The 16,721-nt window shown below is 63.2% G+C and carries 10 protein-coding genes and 1 pseudogene; 4 read left to right on the top strand and 7 right to left on the bottom strand.

Features of this window, described 5'->3' with window-relative positions; all coding sequences use genetic code 11:
- Positions 1-157 precede the first annotated feature (157 nt).
- The 4 genes from BISU_RS07775 to BISU_RS07760 all read right to left on the bottom strand — a co-directional run bounded on the left by BISU_RS07775 (position 158) and on the right by BISU_RS07760 (position 5,641).
- Positions 158-847: a hypothetical protein gene (locus tag BISU_RS07775; protein WP_024463989.1), complete on the bottom strand. Its 690-nt coding sequence runs from the start codon at positions 845-847 to the stop codon at positions 158-160.
- 55 nt (positions 848-902) lie between these two features.
- A complete protein-coding gene (gene pheT / locus BISU_RS07770) occupies positions 903-3,512 on the bottom strand; it encodes a phenylalanine--tRNA ligase subunit beta (RefSeq protein WP_024463988.1) in 2,610 nt (869 codons plus the stop codon).
- A 7-nt stretch (positions 3,513-3,519) separates the two neighbouring features.
- A complete protein-coding gene (pheS, locus tag BISU_RS07765) occupies positions 3,520-4,575 on the bottom strand; it encodes a phenylalanine--tRNA ligase subunit alpha (protein ID WP_193039359.1) in 1,056 nt (351 codons plus the stop codon).
- A 127-nt stretch (positions 4,576-4,702) separates the two neighbouring features.
- A complete protein-coding gene (locus BISU_RS07760; protein ID WP_024463986.1) occupies positions 4,703-5,641 on the bottom strand; it encodes a TrmH family RNA methyltransferase in 939 nt (312 codons plus the stop codon).
- Positions 5,642-5,880: 239 nt separating this feature from the next.
- Here BISU_RS07760 and BISU_RS07755 point away from each other — a divergent pair, with 239 nt between their 5' ends.
- Together BISU_RS07755 and BISU_RS07750 are read left to right on the top strand one after the other, a co-directional pair.
- Complete coding sequence (locus BISU_RS07755; RefSeq protein WP_033502473.1) at positions 5,881-7,518, top strand: ABC transporter permease; 1,638 nt, start codon at positions 5,881-5,883, stop codon at positions 7,516-7,518.
- 131 nt (positions 7,519-7,649) lie between these two features.
- Positions 7,650-8,375: pseudogene (locus BISU_RS07750) on the top strand (ABC transporter ATP-binding protein); the annotation flags it as partial.
- A gap of 500 nt (positions 8,376-8,875) precedes the next feature.
- On the opposite strand, the gene BISU_RS07745 reads toward BISU_RS07750, so the two are convergent.
- The 3 genes from BISU_RS07745 to BISU_RS07735 all read right to left on the bottom strand — a co-directional run bounded on the left by BISU_RS07745 (position 8,876) and on the right by BISU_RS07735 (position 14,150).
- On the bottom strand, positions 8,876-11,557 hold the full coding sequence (locus tag BISU_RS07745) for an ATP-binding cassette domain-containing protein (protein WP_081672770.1): 2,682 nt from the start codon (positions 11,555-11,557) through the stop codon (positions 8,876-8,878).
- Between the two features lie 240 nt (positions 11,558-11,797).
- The gene (locus BISU_RS07740) at positions 11,798-12,424 is read right to left on the bottom strand and encodes an ECF transporter S component (protein ID WP_024463982.1); all 627 of its coding nucleotides are present in this window, start codon (positions 12,422-12,424) and stop codon (positions 11,798-11,800) included.
- A 358-nt stretch (positions 12,425-12,782) separates the two neighbouring features.
- Positions 12,783-14,150, bottom strand: coding sequence for a dipeptidase (locus tag BISU_RS07735; protein ID WP_024463981.1), 1,368 nt, complete (start codon positions 14,148-14,150; stop codon positions 12,783-12,785).
- Between the two features lie 358 nt (positions 14,151-14,508).
- Here BISU_RS07735 and BISU_RS07730 point away from each other — a divergent pair, with 358 nt between their 5' ends.
- Positions 14,509-15,117 (top strand): DUF3043 domain-containing protein, encoded by a 609-nt coding sequence (locus BISU_RS07730; RefSeq protein WP_024463980.1) that lies wholly within the window; start codon positions 14,509-14,511, stop codon positions 15,115-15,117.
- A 28-nt stretch (positions 15,118-15,145) separates the two neighbouring features.
- Positions 15,146-16,648 (top strand): FAD-dependent oxidoreductase, encoded by a 1,503-nt coding sequence (locus BISU_RS07725; protein ID WP_024463979.1) that lies wholly within the window; start codon positions 15,146-15,148, stop codon positions 16,646-16,648.
- Positions 16,649-16,721: the final 73 nt, after the last annotated feature.

The following is a 16,721-nucleotide window of genomic DNA, read 5'->3' as shown; positions in this document are numbered from 1 at the left end:
ACGCAGCATTCGAAGCGCTCTTGCCCCCAATTGACGACGCTGGCAAGCTGCATAAGGCGCATCAGGAGCAGCGTCCCAAGGGATGCGGCAAGACAATGCCCCTTGCGTGACGGCCTTTCAGCAGCAGCCATACAAGGGGCATAAGGCATGATGCACATTAAATCGGAAGCAGCGCCATGACCTGCTGACCGGAAGTCTCGTTGAGCTGCCCCTGCGACCACTGCAGAAGCTCATCAGTGGTGATGCCTTGGCTCATCATCCACAGCGAAAGCAGCATGTTGAGCACGTTGATGATCACGGCTGCGAGTCCCAGTCCAAAGCCCTTCATATGAAAAGTCCTGGTGCGCCACATTGCCGCCGCGCCTAAAAGCGCCGGCAGCAGCGGCAGGAAAAACGACAGGACGAGGGCCACGATGGCGTAGGGATCCCAGCGGCCATACAATGGATTGCGCTGTGGATCATCCGGATCAATGCCGTTGGGATCGAAGCCATTGGGCCTGACTCCGTTATCGCCGTTCCCGTTGTATGGATACGAGCCGCGCCCATTTCCCGCTGCACCGCCTTGCGCCGCAGAATCGCCAGCGGCATTGCCGGGCTGCTGACCGTTCCCGTATGGCGCAGACATACCCGACCGGCCTGCATCCCGGGTCGTTTGGGCGGGTTGTGCCGCTTGGTCGGAATCGACTTCCTCAGGACGCCCGTACGCATACGGGTCGTAATTGGGCGGGAACTGGCTCAGGAGCGCCCCGTATTCCGGTTGCGCGATCTGCCCATACTCAGGCTGCCGATATTCCGGCTGCCCGGCAGCGCGGCCGTTCTGCGAGTGCTCCTGCTCCAATTCGCTCATATGCGCGTGGCTCCTTCTTTGCGTACGCTCGGATTCCGTACGCTAGGCTTCTACGTCAGGCGCGCAGCTGCGCACCCAGCGGTGTGGTGCTCTCGATGATAGCCTTGCGCAGCGCTTCGCTGTCGGAGGAGTCCAAAGTCCTGTCCGCCGCGCGGAAGGTGACCGCGAAAGCCAGCGACTTCATGCCTTCGCCGAGCTGCTCGCCGGTGAACACATCAAACAGCGTGATGCCTTCCAGCTTGTCGCCCACGGCCTGCTCGATGGCGTCCTGCAAGCGTGCCGCAGGCAGCGTATCCGGCACCGTGAACGCCAAGTCCTGCCGCACGGGCGGGAAAGCGGAAATCGGCTTGGCCTGCACCGGCTTGGTGTCCAGCGTCGCGAACAACGCGTCAAGGTCCAGTTCGAAGGCGGCGCTGTGCTCAGGCAGCCCCAGCTGCTCATCGACATGCGGATGCAGCTCGCCCACCAGGCCAACAGGCTTGCCGGCAGCCGCAACCGTGGCCACGCGGCCCGGATGCCACTGAATCGGGGCGTCCTGCGCCGCGAGCTGCTCAAGGGAGATATCCGCCCCGAGTCGGCTTGCGATGCGCTGCACGGCCTCGACTGCGTCGCTCCAGTCCACGGCTCGCCCAGCGTTCATCCAATTCGTCTGCTCGACCATGCCGGTAAGCAGACCAGCGACATGCTTCGGCTGATCGGGCAATCCGGCGTCCAGCGCGGCGAGCTGCTCGTCGGTGGGACGCTTGCCGCCCTCGAAGGCCGGGATCGCCGGAGCATTGGGATCCCATAGGTAGACATGCCCGATCTCGTAGAGCGCGATGTTCTCGATGCCGCGGCGCAGGTTGCGCTGCACGGTCTGCGCCAGAGTCGGCAGCAGGGAGCGACGCAGATATGGCCTATCAGCGGCGAGCGGGTTGGCGATCTCGACGCTGACCTTCGCGATTTCGCTGGGGTCATACGAGAAGTTCCCGAAGTCCTCATCGCCTACGAAGGGGTAGCTCAGCGTTTCCACCAAGCCGTATTCGGCAAGTTCGTCGGCGACCTGCCGGAAGCGCCGCTGATCGGCGTCCAGGCCGACCAGGCCTTCGATCGGCGCTGGCGGGACGATGGATGGAATCTCATCGTAACCGACGAGACGAGCCACCTCCTCAACCAGATCGCACGGCTCGGTGATATCCGGCCGCCATGTGGGCGGCGTGACCGAGAACACGCCGTTGCCACCGCCGGCCATGCTGCAGCCGATGTCGGTGAGAATATCGCTGATGGTGTTCGTCTCGGTGTCCAGTCCGGCCACGCGAGCCACTTCGCTGGCCTTGAAGGCGATCGCCTTGGGGCGCCCGGTGCGATTCACATCGGTGGGATGCTGCGAGGCCTCCCCGCTGCCGTAGCGTTCGAGTAGCTCGGAGGCCAGCTGCGAGGCCGCTGGCTGCAGCTTGCAGTCGACGCCGCGTTCGAAGCGACGCGAAGCCTCGGAGGGAATCTTGTGCCGCCGTGCGCTTCTGGCGATGGATACCTGATCGAAGTGCGCGGCTTCCAACAGCACGTTCTTCGTTTCGGCGGTCACTTCGCCGTACAGTCCGCCCATTACGCCCGCCAAGCCGAGAATGCGCGAGCCGCGCCGGCCGTCGGGCGAATCGGTGATGAGCAGATCCTCGGGGTCGAGCGCGTGATCGTTGCCGTCCAACGTGACCAGATGCTCGCCCTGGCGTGCGCGGCGCACGACGATAGGCGCCTCGATCTTGTCGAGATCGTAGGCGTGCATCGGCTGGCCGAGATCGAGCATCACATAGTTCGTGACGTCCACGGCCAGCGAGATCGAACGCATGCCGGCGCGAATCAGGCGCCGCCGCATCCAGTTGGGCGTACGCGACTGCGGTTCGAAGCCTTTGACGGCACGCGCATGGTAGCGGTCGCAGCCGGCGACGCCATGAATGGGGTTGTCGTCCTCGAGGCTCACCTCGATATCGGTGACGGAGCGGGGATCGAGTCCTGCGGTGACCGGTGCCTTGGCGGCGAGTTCCTTGACTGGATCGGTGTATGCCGCTCCGGTGGAATGATGGTATTCACGCGCCACGCCGCGATACGAGAACGCGTAGCCGCGATCCGGAGTGATGTTGATCTCCAGCAGCGGCTGGTCGAGATGCAGCAGGTGCATCGCGTCGTCGCCGGGCTTCAGGGCCTCGTATTCCTTGGGGCTGAAGCCGTAGTGGCGCAGCAGGATGATGCCGTTGTGATCGTCTCCCAGGCCCAGCTCGCGCTCCGAGGCGCACATGCCGTCGGAGACATGCCCGTAGGTCTTGCGCGGCTCGATGCGGAAGTCGCCCGGCAGCACCGCCCCGGGCAGCGTGACGACGACCTTCTCGCCGGCCGCCATATTCGGCGCGCCGCACACGATGCCGCGCGGCACCTTGTTGCCCTGCTCGTCCGTCGCGTTGTATTCCTCTCCGACGTCCACATGGCACCAGTTGATGGTCTTGCCGTTATGCTGCGGCTCCGGCGTCGCGTCGACGACATAGCCGACGACGATCGGCCCGGTCACCTGCGAGGCGTGGATTTCCTCCTCCTCAAGGCCGACGCGCACCAAGTCCTTGGCGAGCTGATCGTAGGACAGATCGTCCGGAACTTCGACATGCTCCTTGAGCCAGTCAATATCTACCATTGGCATGGGCTGTTCACTCCCCCATCACAAACTGTTTGCTGAATCGCACGTCGCCTTCGACCAGGTCGTGCATATCGTTGATGTCGTGGCGCAGCAGCAGCGTGCGCTCGATGCCCATGCCGAAGGCGAATCCGGTGTACACGTCCGGATCGATGCCGGCGGAGCGCAGGACGTTCGGATTCACCATGCCGCAGCCTCCCCATTCGATCCATCCCGGTCCGCCCTTCTTATCGGGGAACCACAGGTCGAGCTCGGCGCTCGGCTCGGTGAAGGGGAAGTAGCTCGGGCGCAGCCGGCTCTTGGCTTCCGGGCCGAACATGGCGACGGCGAACTTGTCGAGCACGCCTTTGAGATCGGCCATCGTCAGATGCTTGTCGACCGCCAGCGCCTCGCACTGGTGGAATACCGGGGTGTGCGTCGCGTCGAGCTCGTCCGTGCGGAACACCCTGCCCGGGGAGACGATGTAGAGCGGCACGCCGCGCGAGATAAGCGCCCGCACCTGGTCGGACGAGGTCTGCGTGCGCATCACCATGTTGGAGCCTACGAAGCCGGCGGCGTCCTTGCTTTGGTTGCCCTTGACATAGAACGTGTCCTGCATCTGGCGCGCCGGATGGTCAGGGCCGAAGTTCAAGGCGTCGAAGTTGTACCATTCCGTTTCCACCTCGGGGCCTTGCGAAACCTGCCAGCCCATCGAGACGAACAGATCCTCGATATCCTCCATGACTTTGGCGATGGGGTGGCGCGCCCCCAAGGGCTTGCGGTTCATCGGCAGCGTCATATCCACTCGCTGCGCGGCCAGCTCGCGGGCCTCTTCATCGGCGCGCACCTGCTCCTGCTTCGCCCCGAAGGCACGACCGAAATCGGCGCGCAGCTTGCCCATGAGCTTGCCAGCATCCTTTTTCTGATCCGCAGGCAGTGAGCCGATGGACTTGCTCGCCTGGGTCATCACCGACCCCGATCCGACGAATTGCGTCTTGATCGTCTTCAATTCGTCCAACGTTGAGGCTTTATCGATTTTCTCGATGCCTTCGGCGACTGCATCGCTCACCGCCTGGGCGTCGAATGCCATACTTTCTGCCACGAGTACCCTTTCTGTTTTCTGACCAACGCTGTTTTCCTGCAGACACAGGACGCGACGCGCATCAAAAAGCGCAGCAAAACGCGTGTTACGCGTGTTATGAAGCGTTTTTCCGACTTCACATTGTCCCAATATGACTCGACATAGCCATGCTGAAGAGCATCACCGCAGCACTGGTCGCCAAGTTCAATGATTCCGCCTTTCCATAGATCGGTATCGAAACGATGCGCTGCGCCTGAGCAAGTATCTCCTCGGGCAGCCCTCGCGCCTCATTGCCGAAGAGCACCGCCTTGGCTGCGATGCCGAGCGAGCCGTCGCGCAGGAGGCGGGGCAGGCTCTGCGGTCGGTTTTCAGCCGTGCCGTAGATGTCAGCGGCGATCACCGGGCAACCATGACCCGACATCCATGCGAAGAACTCTTCGGTTTCCATGCTCAGCACCGGCACATGGAACAGGGATCCAGCGGTGGAGCGCACGACTTTGGGATTGAAGACGTCCACGCAGTCGTCCACGAACACCACCGCGGCGCATCCGGCGGCGTCGGCGGAGCGGATCACGGTTCCCGCGTTGCCTGGGTCCCGCACTTGCCAGAACGCGGCGATCATGGTGGAGCCCGCATCGCCAGCGTCCCGAGTGTCGTCGGCTCCGTCCGGCCAGGAGACGGATCCGCCATTCGCAAGCAGCCTTTCGGTCTCGACTACGGCTGCGATGCCTTGTGTGTTGGAGCTGATGCGCGACATGACTTCCGGCATTGCTTCATGCACATAGATTCCCGCTTCCAATGCCGTTTCCACGATGCGCGAGCGCACCGACGCAGCCGTATGCGCACTGTCGTCTTGCCCCGCAGTGCGGCCATTGCCGGCATCGGCCGCATCATTAGCCTGAACGTACAGGTCACGCACTGAGTCGGGACAGCAGGCAACGGCTTCACGCACGGACTGCGGCCCCTCCACAAGGAAATGCCCTGTGCGCCTGCGAGCCTTGGCGTTCGCCAGCTCGGCGACGCGACGGATGCGCTCGGCCTTGGGATTGGCGAGCAGTTCGGGATTCATCGGCATGCTGCTCAGTTTACGCGACGAGCGCTACAGCCTATCGGCGCAGAGCCGTCATGGGTTCCGGGCAGCAAACTGTCCTGCATGCTCACAGCGTTCTCTCAGAGCTTCACAGCGTCTTCACAGAACTGCCGCCGAGACGTTCCAGAAAAAGCGAAGCGTTTTGCCAACAATCCGGTCTTGTATGAATCGTGCCGGCTGCCGTATCCACCGCGGCCGCGTAACTCAACAACCAAAGGGTACATATGTTCGTGATTACCAACGCATGGAAAAACGTGATCCGCAACAAAGGGCGCAATCTGCTCGTGCTGGTCATCGTCGCTCTGATCGCCGCCGCTGCCACCATAGGACTTTCGATCCGGCAGTCCGCGCAGAATGCGCGGACGACAGGACTGGCTGATACAACAGTCACCGCGCAGATCTCGCTGGATCGCAACACGCTGCTGGCTGCCGCCCAGAAGCAAGGCGCGAACGGCGGGCAGCCTGATTTTCAGGCGCTGCGTAAAAGCCTGGCAGGCAAGCAGCTGAGTCTGGCCGATTATCAGAAGTATGCGAAAGCCTCTTCGGCAGTGAAAGCCACCTATTACTCGCAGTCGGCAGGGCTCTCGGCCACCACTGGGTTCCAACCGGTTTCCAGCTCTGATACCAGTGCCGGTACTGATTCCAGCGCATCGGGCCAATCCGACTCACAAGGCTCCTCCGGATCATCGCAAGACTCGCAAGGATACGGAGCACGCGAGGCGATGGGCGGCAGAGGCATGCAGTCCGGCGATTTCAAGCTCACCGGGTTCTCCTCCGACACCGCCGTTGACCATGCGACGAACGGCAAGTTCACCATGAGTTCGGGCAAGGTCTTCGGCTACGACAAAGTCTCCGCCGGCCAGATTATCATCTCGAAGGCGCTCGCGCAATTCAATGGCATCGCAGTCGGCGACACCATAACCGTGGCGAATGCGACGGATTCGACGAAGACATACAAGCTGACCGTGGCAGGCATCTACACGAACACGAGCGCTGCGGGCGGCACCTCTGGAGGCATGGGCAACGCCGCCGACCCCGACAACGCCATCTACACATCAATGGCCACGCTTGATTCCCTGAGCCTCAGCAGCGCAAGCACTGGCGAATCCCCGGAAATGCAGCTGAACTTCACCTATGTCGTATCCGACAAAGCCGGCTACGCGGCCTTCGCCAAGGATGTGAAGGCGGCAGGGCTGTCCAGCGATTACACGGTCTCGTCTCCTGACGTCGAGGAATACGAAGCCAGCCTGGTGCCGCTCGACAACCTCGCGAAATTCGCGCTGACCCTGCTGCTCATCGTGCTTGGCGTCGGCGGCGCAGTGCTCGTCGCGCTCAATGTGTTCAACATCCGCGAGCGCAAGTACGAAGTGGGCGTGCTCACCGCCATCGGCGTGCGCAAAGCCAAAGTGGCCGCGCAGTTCGTGTTCGAGCTGCTTATCGTGACCATGGCCGGTCTGGCGCTTGGCGCTGCGGCGGGAGCGGCCGCCTCGGTGCCGGTTTCCAACCATCTGCTGGCAAGCCAAGTGGCCGCGCAGCAAAGCCAGCAGGCTACTCAGTTGGCGCAGTTCGGGCGCGGCATGCAGGGCGGCGGCATGCCGTCCGGCAGCCAAGGCCAGACCGGTTCGCAGCCAGGCGGGGCCTCGAATGCACAGGGTCCTTCGACAACAGGACGCTATGAGCGGCGCGCCTCGGCGTTCGGCAAGGCCACTGATTACGTCTCCTCGATCAACTCCACGGTCAATGTGTCCGTCGTCGGCGAATTGGTACTGATCGGCCTGGCGCTGACCGTGATCTCGTCGCTGGCCGCAGTCGTGGTCATCATGCGCTACGAACCGTTGCAGATACTGGCCGACCGGTCGTAGCCGCCGATGCCGCCGATTCCTCGATATCCCGACATCCCTGGCCGCCGCGTATTTCTCCATATTATTCCGCTGATTTTCGAGCATTTGTTAGCACGAGTATTTCCCACACTTTTATTACCGCAAGGAGCATCATGACCACGAATGACATCACCCCGGACGTCGAACAAGGCGAGGCCGCCGCGCCCCGCAACGCCGACGTTCTGAAAGAACCCGTACTCGAACTCAATGACGTGAGCTACGCCTATTCCAAAGGCGGCAAGCACGTACTCGAGCACATCAGCCACCGTTTCGTCTCCGGCAAGGCCTATGCGATCACCGGCCCCTCGGGCGCCGGCAAGACTACCATGCTGTCGCTTATCTCGGGTCTCGCCAACCCCACGCAGGGCCAAGTGCTGTACCATGGCCAGGACTTGGCGAAGCTCGATCGCTATCGGTATCGCAGCCACGACATCGGCGTGATCTTCCAGAGCTTCAATCTGCTGCCTGCGCTGAGCGCCGCCGAAAACATCATGCTGTCGATGGATGCTTCGGGCAAGCGCTTCGACACGCCCAAACGCCAGCGCGCCTTGGAGCTTCTGTCCCAAGTGCATCTGCCTGAGGAATATGCCAACGAGCGGGTGCTGCATCTGTCCGGCGGCGAGCAGCAGCGCGTGGCCATCGCACGGGCATTCAGCTATGATCCGCAGATTCTCGTCGCCGACGAACCGACCGGCAATCTCGATCTGGCCACGCAGAGCGACATCATGGACATCTTCCGTTCGCTGGCTCACGATCAAGGCCGCTGCGTCATCATCGTCACCCACAGCCCCGATGTGGCGCAGGCTTGCGACGAAGTATTCGCATTGGCGCCGTTGCGGCGCACGTCCCAGCGCGGGTCGGCACAGCGCGGAACAGCACAGCGCAAATCAGCGCAGCGTCAGCCAACACAACGACGTCACGACGCCATATCAGCCGTTCCCCGCACCGGTCAGCGGAAAGCGTCATGAATGGGGCATGACCAGAGGCATAATGCCCCATTCGTGACGCAAACCCGCCCTGTAGCGTCACAAAAGGGGCAATATCCATCGCATTATGCCCCATTCGTGACGCTTATCGGCGAAAACAGTCACAAAAGGGGCAGTGGACTGGCAGGTCGGACATCAACAGCGGTCACTCTGTCTTGTTTACGACAATTAGCTCCGGCCAGAGTCATAAACGAGACAGAGTCCCGCAACAACGACTTGAGGCATTGTCGTTCGACCCCTTGGCGAGGTCTCACTTCGCCTACAGACGACGATGCCGATGGCATCGTCCTTCGCAGCCTTGGCGGCTGCTCACTTCGCCTACGGAGAGCCCACTGGGCTCTCCGCTTAACGGCTCAGCCGCCGAAGAACGCGAAGGTGCCGGCAACGCCCGCGACGCTCAGCGCGATAACCGGCACAGCGAAGCAAGCGATGAGAAACAGGTAGTCGCGGCCATGCACCGGGGCGGTGCGGGCGTGGCTGCGCGGCCCGGCGCCGCCGAATCCACGGGCCTGCATGGCGGTGGCGAGCATCGTGGAGCGTCGAATCGAAAGCACCAGCAACGCGAAAGCCTGCGGGAAGAAGGCCTTGATCCTGCTTTCGTCTCCCAGCCCGCGCGAGCGACGCGAGGCGCTGAGCGCGGCCCAGTCGTCGCGCAGCACCGAGAAGAGCCTCATGCCGGCCAAGCCGCCGTACACGAAGCGATCGGACAAACGCAGATTCTGGCTGAAGGAGTCGGCCAGATCGGTCGCGTCAATGCCGAGCACCGCGATAATCGCGGGAATGCCGACGGCGAGAATACGGATGCCTGTGGCGACCGCCAGTTCGGCGGAGCGGTCGGATATGCTGATCATGCCCCACTGCCACCACACTGCGCCGCCGCTTTTGCCGTAGAGCAGCACGGCCATAGCCGATCCCGGCGCGCCGATGAAAATCGGCCAGGTCGAGCGCACAATCCTCCAGGGCGTGAAGCCGATGGCCATCAGCGCCACCAATTCAAGACACAGCGCGGTTGTGGCCGACACCCAGTCAAGCGAAATCATCATCGGCAGCAAGGCCAGGAAGCCGCCGAATAGGCGGAATGAGGGATTCAGCGAGGCAAGGAACGGCGAACGGCTTGCCGGCCGCGGCTCCTCATCGCGCGCGTTCACCGGGCTGACGACGATGCGAGCGGCGTCGCCTTGTGCTGCCTGAGCTATCGGCTTATCGCCCGTTCGCGCGACGACCGTCGTCGCAAGGTCCGTTGGCGAAGCATCCGCCGACGCGTTTTCTCCGGACACGGCATCGACTGGCGTGATGGCCGACGGTGCGACAGCTGCGGCTGCATTGGCTGAAACGCCGCTCGCTGAGCCATCCGTTGCCCTATCTGCCGCCAGCAGCCCTCGGCTATCGGGCGCGGCCGCATCCGATTCCTGCTGCCACTCGCCGGATGCGCCCTGCGGCGTCAACTCCACGATGCGCGCCCCGAGAGCTGTCACCAGTTCGCGATCGTGCGTCACCACGATGATGCTGACGCCATCGCCGCGCAGCCCGTGAATCAACGTGACGATCTGCATCCAGGTGCGTCGATCCTGCCCGAAGGTCGGTTCATCGAGAATCAGCACGCGCGGCGCAGCTGCAAGCGAGGCGGCGACGGTAAGCCGGCGCTTTTCACCGCCCGACAGCGTGTACGGATTCACTGCGGCATATTGGCGCAGTCCGAAACGCTCCAGCAGCCGCATGGCGATCGTTTTCGCGCTCGTTTCGTCGGCCCCGGTGCGCAGCGGGCCGAGCATGACCTCGTCGAGCACGCTCCCCCGGGCGAACTGGTGCTCGGGATTCTGGAACACGTAGGAGATGCGGGAGGCGAGCTCGGTCGAACGCCAGTCCTTCGGCGCATCGTGGTCAGCATCGCCCCGCAGAAAACGCGACGCAACCACCTGTCCGCCAACAGGCTCAAGCAGCCCCGCCAAGGTCAAGGACAGCGTGGACTTGCCGGCCCCGTTCGCGCCGACCAGCGCAGTGATCTGACCGGGGCGGAATGCCAGGTTGATATCGCTTGCGATGGCCGCGCCTCCGCGCCCGATCGCAAGGCCCTGCGTGGACAGCAGTGGATCGCCGTTCCCCGTTTCCGGAGAATATGAGGGCTCGTCAACGCTGTGGATTCGCGTGATGTTATCCTGCGGTCGGCGGTAGCGCTCCGGCACCCAGATGCCGAGTCCAGCGAAATCGATCGAATCGTCGCGGAACACCTCGTCCGGTGTGCCATCGGCGACGATCACAGTCCGGCGGAAGATCGGGTGGGCGCTCCCCTGACTCTCGCTCGAAGCCTGCGACTGTTCGATTGATGGTTCCTCGGAATCCTCCCCGTGAGACTCCTCGCTAGCTGTGCCGCCTTCCAGACCGAGCACGATCACGCGGTCGATCAGGTCGATCCACGGTTCTGCGCGATGCTCGACGAGCATCATCGTGCACCTCTGGGCATCCAGTACATCACCGACGGCGCCGACGATCTGCTGCACCCCATCCGGATCAAGATTGGCCGTAGGCTCGTCCAGCAGCAGCACCCCCGGCTGCATCGCCAACGCCCCGGCCAAGGAGAGCCGCTGCATCTGCCCGCCGCTCAAGTGCAGCGTAGGGCGGTGCAATTGCAGCCCTCCCAAGCCCACAGCCGACAGACTGTGCGCCACGCGCCGCCAGATCTCGTCGCGTTCGATGTTCATGTTCTCCGGGCCGAAGGCGACGTTGTCGCCAAGCCGCTCGAAGATCACCTGCGCATCGGGGTCCTGCAATACCAGGCCGACGCGCCCTCGCGCACGCTGGACGGGCACGCCGTCCACCAGTATGCGCCCTTCGCTCGTGCCGCCTTCGGCATCGACCCAGGTCGGCACGCCGTCCTGTGCATCGGCACCGGCATCAGGTTCGACGACAGAGCCGTCACCGGCCTCCATATCCGCCTCGTCGCCGCCGAGCAGCCCGGCCGCGCCTTCGAGAATCGTGGACTTGCCGATGCCCGATGCGCCCAGCAACAGCACCCGTTGCCCGGCTTCGATGGTCATATCGAGTCCGCGCACGGCGAAATGCCGACGCGAGGAGTGCCGGTACCCCCAATGATCGAAGCGCAGCGTGGCGCTGTCCGATGGGGATGGCGAGACGACATCGAGCGCCAAGGCGCGTTGCGGGAGTCGTTCTTCGGGCACGGTATGTTCCTTACGGGAAAATCCAGCGGCGGCAGGATCAGGGTTTACGGCGGTTTTCAGGCGATCGCTCGCGGTTTCGAGTGCGGTTCGAGTGCGGTTTCAGGCATTCGTGCCACGCACTTCGCGCCCCGAGGAGAAGCGGTCGAGCGCGCCGGTTTTCGCGATGGCAATATAGAGGTACCACATCAGCACCCCGGCGACGAGCGCACCGGAGATGACCGTAGCGACGAGATACCACAGCCCGTACGCGCCGGTCATGTCGAAGCCCTGCAGATGCGTCAGGAAGGTGTATCCCCAGCAGGCGACCGCCGAGACGACTCCTGACAATGTCAGCGTGAGCACGTTCCATACGCGATACGCGACGAACAGGAACACGAGTTCGGCGCCGATGCCCTGCACCAGGCCAATGAAGAAGGTCTCCGCGCCGCCCCACTGATTGCCCACGAGGGCTTCCAGGACCGCGGCGACCACTTCGGCATAGATGGCGGCACCAGGCTTGCGCACGATGACGGCCGCCAGCGGGCCTGCGAACAGCCACAGTCCGTTCATCAGGCCGGAAAGCCCAGGCAGCAGCACCTCAAGCGGGCCGCCGATCGGCGTGTAGAGCAGCGCCGCGACCCAATAGATGAAGGCGCTGGCAACGCCAATCGCCGAAGCGACGGCGATATCGACGACGCGCCATTGCAGATTCGGCCGTGGCTTGGCTGCTGATTGCGTTGAACTCATGATGTGCCTTTCTCTCGCGCACGGCCGGCTTTCGGCGTGCGGTTGCAAGGCACGGGTGAAGAGAGACGTCCGTGCGCCGGCATTGTCCGGACTCACGTTCAATCGGTCGAGGTCGCCCTCATCTCAGCCACGGCCTTCGCCTATTGCTCAAGCCACAGCCCCCGTGTCAGTTCAGCAGTATAGAGCCTCCCGGCGTCATCCGCTAGGGGTGTCACGTATTGTCTGCACCCAGCATATGCCTGCTACAAGCCAGCCAACATTGTCGATTACAATCCACATTCATTGTCGAAATCATAAAATCGTCGATTATATTCCACAACTTTCTTGGACTGCTCGAATCCTATGACTCCGCCGCCCATCATTGCCCGAGCTTGTCCAGCAGCAGGGCCTCGGCGACAATGCCGTTACGCAGGATGGCGAGGCTGATCGACTCGTTGGGGCTGTGCGCGTTTGACTTCGGGTCCTCCGGGCCGGTGACCAGCACCTGCGCCTTGGGGAAGAGCCGCTGCAGTTCGGGGATGAAGGGAATCGAGCCGCCTTCGCCCTTGTTGATCGGGTCAACGCCAAACGCCTGCCGCATCGCCTCAATCGCGTCCTTGGTGGCTTCGACGTCCGGATTCATGGCCCAGCCCATGCCGCCATCAAGAGGCGTGACGTGCACTTCGGCCCCGAGCGGCGCATGGGCGAGCAGGAAATCGCTCAGAGCGCGCTGCGCCTCGTCGGGCCGCTGGCCAGGCGCCGTGCGCAGGGAGAGCCTGATGCGAGTCGCGTCGGCGATCACATTGAAGGACGTGTCCACCGGCTGCGCGTCCCAGCCGATAACCGTCACGCTCGGCTTGCTCCAGATGCGCGACGCCAGCGATCCGATGCCGGCGAATTCGTAGGAATCGACAACCGACGCATCCTCGCGCAAGCTGGCCTCGTCAAGATCACGCTGCAAGCCGCCAATCGGCTCACCGGCCTCAAGACCCGGTATGACCAGCTCGCCATGCTCGTCGTACATCGAAGCCACAAGCATCGCCCCAAGCGTGTTCGCATCGAGCACAGGCCCGCCGTACTGTCCGGAGTGCACCGGATGCCGCAGCACCCTCAGGGTCACGTCCACGCTCGTGTTGCCGCGCAGGCTGGTCGTCAGGCTGGGGATGTCAGGCGACCAGTTGCCCGAATCGGCCACGATGATCACGTCGGAGTCGAATTCGTCACGATGCGCCTCGATGAACGGGATGAAGCTGGGCGAACCCATCTCCTCCTCGCCCTCGATGAACACCTTGACATTGACGTTGAGATCACTGCCGAGGATGGCCAGCGCGCCGGAGTGGATCGCGATGCCGCCGCCATCGTCGCACGAGCCACGGCCATAGAGCCGCCCGTCAACCTCAGTCGCCGCAAAAGGCTCCGTATCCCATGCGGAGGGATCGGGCACCGGCTGCACATCGTGATGCGCGTACAGCAAGACGGTTGGCGCGTCGGCATCCACGATCTTCGAGCCGACGACCTCATAAGCGCCAGCCGTGCCATCGGGATTGCTCGATTGCACCACGCGGGTTTCCACGCCGACCTTGCGCAGCTCCTGCGCCACGAACTCGGCGGAGCGGCGCATATGCTCGCCGGTGATGCCTTCCGCGGACACCGACTTCAGCGCGATCTTCTTCGACAGCACGTCCATCACGCGCGTAAAGTCCTTATCCGCTCGCGCCCGCACCTCATCGAGACTCAAAACCGCCATGATGCTCCTTTCATCCTCGGCAATCGCCAGCCCGCTGTTTGCCGCTTATCGCCAGTCCAATTGCCAATCCATCGCTCACTGCTGCTCCAACCACTCATTGCGATCTGCCATCGCGCAGCTGGGCAGTCGGAGAGTGTTATGCGATTGCCATTATCGCACGGTCATGATCATTGTCATGGCGATTGCGGCTATCGTCCGTCTTCGAGCGCCGATGGCTGCTGGACCGGGCTTGTCCGGCGTTTCGAAAAGACTCCTCGTCAAGCCCGTGAATTGCAGGTCGTTTGCATGATGATAACAGAGTAATTGGCATCGGTTTCCGTGCCCCGCAAGCGTCTAGGCGTCACCGTAACCTGCAAGCATGACATGGAACCCCTTTAGCAAACGCGCCGACGAAGAGACGGCGCAAACGCCCGTTCAGGAGCCTCCTCGGGGCACAGGAAAAGGCCGTCCGACACCCAAGCGCAGGCAGGCGGAAAGGCAGAATCTGCGCCCGCTGGTCCCCAAAGATCGCAAGGCCGCGACCAAGGAAGCCAAGACGCGAGTACGGGCAAAGGAAAACGCCGAGTATGACGCGATGCGCTCCGGCGACGTCGCGCATATGCCCAAGGCCGAGCGTCTGCCGTGGCGCGTGTATATCCGCGACTATGTGGACGCCCGCTTCAACCTCGGAGAATTCTTCATTCCCGCGACTTTCGTCATCCTGCTGATCACCATGCTGCTGTCCATAAAGTGGCCCGCCTTGGCCAATCCCTTCCTGCTGCTCATGTACGTGTATCTGCTCATCGCCGTCATCGACGTGGCCATCATGTGGCGCAAGCTGCGCAAGAAGCTTGTCGAGAAGTACGGCGAGGCCGCCGTCGGCAAGGGTTCGCGCTCCGCATCATATGCCTGGAGCCGCGCCATCCAGCTGCGTCGCTGGAGGCTGCCGAAGCCGCGCTACCCCAAGCGCGGACACTGGCCCAAGTAACGCCGCATCCCAAACAGGATCGAAAGCCATGACCGAAGACAACACCACCACCCAGCAGATCGATATAGCCATCATCGGCGCGGGGCCGGGAGGGTATGCCACCGCCTTGCGCGCCGCGCAGCTGGGCAAGTCCGTCATCCTGATCGAACGCGACGAGACGCTCGGCGGCACCTGCCTGAATCGCGGATGCATCCCTTCAAAGGCGCTGATCACCGCGGCGCGCACCATGGATACTGTTCATCAGGCTCGCGAGGTCGGCATCGACGCGACGATCAACAGCGTCGATTTCGGCACATTGCTCGCTTACAAGACGCGCATGGTCGACACCATGACCTCCGGACTGGCAGGGCTTCTCGCGCATCGCGGAGTGACGGTGCTGCGTGGCGAGGCGGCGATAACCGACGCATCCGAGCACGTCATGCAAATTACGCCAAGCGCACCGGAAACCCAAGTCAGGCGCTTTACGCGATCCGGCGTCGGCGAGGATATGGGACAGTCGGTCACGCTGCAGGCCACCGACATCGTTCTGGCGACCGGCTCCAGGCCCAAGCCCCTGCCCCAGCATGATTTCTCCGGGGCTCTGATTGACTCCACGCAGGCGCTTTCGCTTATTCGTGTCCCTGCCAGCGCCGTGATCATCGGCTCCGGCGCGGTCGCGGTCGAGTTCGCGGGACTGTGGAATGCAGGCGGATGCAATGTCACGCTGCTGATTCGCAAGGACCGGGTGCTTTCCGGATGGAACCGCCGTACCGGAGCGACGCTGACGCGTGAACTCAAGCGTCGCGGCATCAACATCATCACGCACGCCGACGTCACCGCCGTCGATGTCGGCGTGAATCTCGGCGCGACCGTGCACTACCTGCGAGAAGACCAGGATGGCGAGTCCACCGCATTCGGAGAGGTCGCCATGGCCGCGATCGGACGGGACCCCAACACGCAGGCGGCTTGGTTCGCAGGCAGCCATATCGAGCTGACCGACGACGGCTTCGTGCGCGCCGATGAGCTGGGCCGCACCAGCGTTCCGGGCATCTGGGCCGCCGGCGACATCACCGAAGGCGATGCGCTGGCCAATCGGGCCTTCGAACAGGGCATCGTGATCGCGGAAAGCATCGCCGGACTGGATCCCACGCCTTTGGATGACGATACGGTCGCGAAGGTCGTCTTCTCCTCGCCCGAGGCCGCATCGGTCGGCTGCACGCTCGAGCAGGCCCGCAGCCGCGAGGACCTATCGAACGTCGAGGAGACGATGTTCCCTATGATGTCCAACGCCCGCATGCTCATGAGCGGTTCCGCGGGTTCCATGAGCCTGGTCAGCGGCGAGCGTGCGCAGGCGCCGGGCAGACGCGTCGTGCTTGGCGCGCATATCGTCGCCCCCGGCGCCAGCGACCTCATCGCCGAGGCCGAGCAGCTGGTCGGCAACCATGTGCCGCTGAGTGATGCCGCGCGTCTCATCCATCCCCATCCCACCTTCAGCGAAACCTTCGGCGAGGCGCTGCTCAAGGCCGATGGCCGTCCGCTGCACACGCGCTAGCGAGGTTCGGCGAGCCTGCTGCTAAACTATAGGGTCGGTATGTCCATTGCCCAACGACAGCATCGTGAAAACG

It is taken from the genome of Bifidobacterium subtile (assembly GCF_000741775.1).
GTDB classification, from domain to species: domain Bacteria; phylum Actinomycetota; class Actinomycetes; order Actinomycetales; family Bifidobacteriaceae; genus Bifidobacterium; species Bifidobacterium subtile.
Note: the sequence above shows the minus strand (reverse complement) of the source record. Positions and strands in the feature narration are given on the sequence as shown.

Bases quoted from the DNA above. Each gene is read 5' to 3' on its own strand.
- BISU_RS07775 (WP_024463989.1), bottom strand. From the start codon at position 847: ATGAGCGAATTGGAGCAGGAGCACTCGCAGAACGGCCGCGCTGCCGGG.
- pheT (WP_024463988.1), bottom strand. From the start codon at position 3,512: ATGCCAATGGTAGATATTGACTGGCTCAAGGAGCATGTCGAAGTTCCG.
- pheS (WP_193039359.1), bottom strand. From the start codon at position 4,575: ATGGCATTCGACGCCCAGGCGGTGAGCGATGCAGTCGCCGAAGGCATC.
- BISU_RS07760 (WP_024463986.1), bottom strand. From the start codon at position 5,641: ATGCCGATGAATCCCGAACTGCTCGCCAATCCCAAGGCCGAGCGCATC.
- BISU_RS07755 (WP_033502473.1), top strand. From the start codon at position 5,881: ATGTTCGTGATTACCAACGCATGGAAAAACGTGATCCGCAACAAAGGG.
- BISU_RS07745 (WP_081672770.1), bottom strand. From the start codon at position 11,557: ATGACCATCGAAGCCGGGCAACGGGTGCTGTTGCTGGGCGCATCGGGC.
- BISU_RS07740 (WP_024463982.1), bottom strand. From the start codon at position 12,424: ATGAGTTCAACGCAATCAGCAGCCAAGCCACGGCCGAATCTGCAATGG.
- BISU_RS07735 (WP_024463981.1), bottom strand. From the start codon at position 14,150: ATGGCGGTTTTGAGTCTCGATGAGGTGCGGGCGCGAGCGGATAAGGAC.
- BISU_RS07730 (WP_024463980.1), top strand. From the start codon at position 14,509: ATGACATGGAACCCCTTTAGCAAACGCGCCGACGAAGAGACGGCGCAA.
- BISU_RS07725 (WP_024463979.1), top strand. From the start codon at position 15,146: ATGACCGAAGACAACACCACCACCCAGCAGATCGATATAGCCATCATC.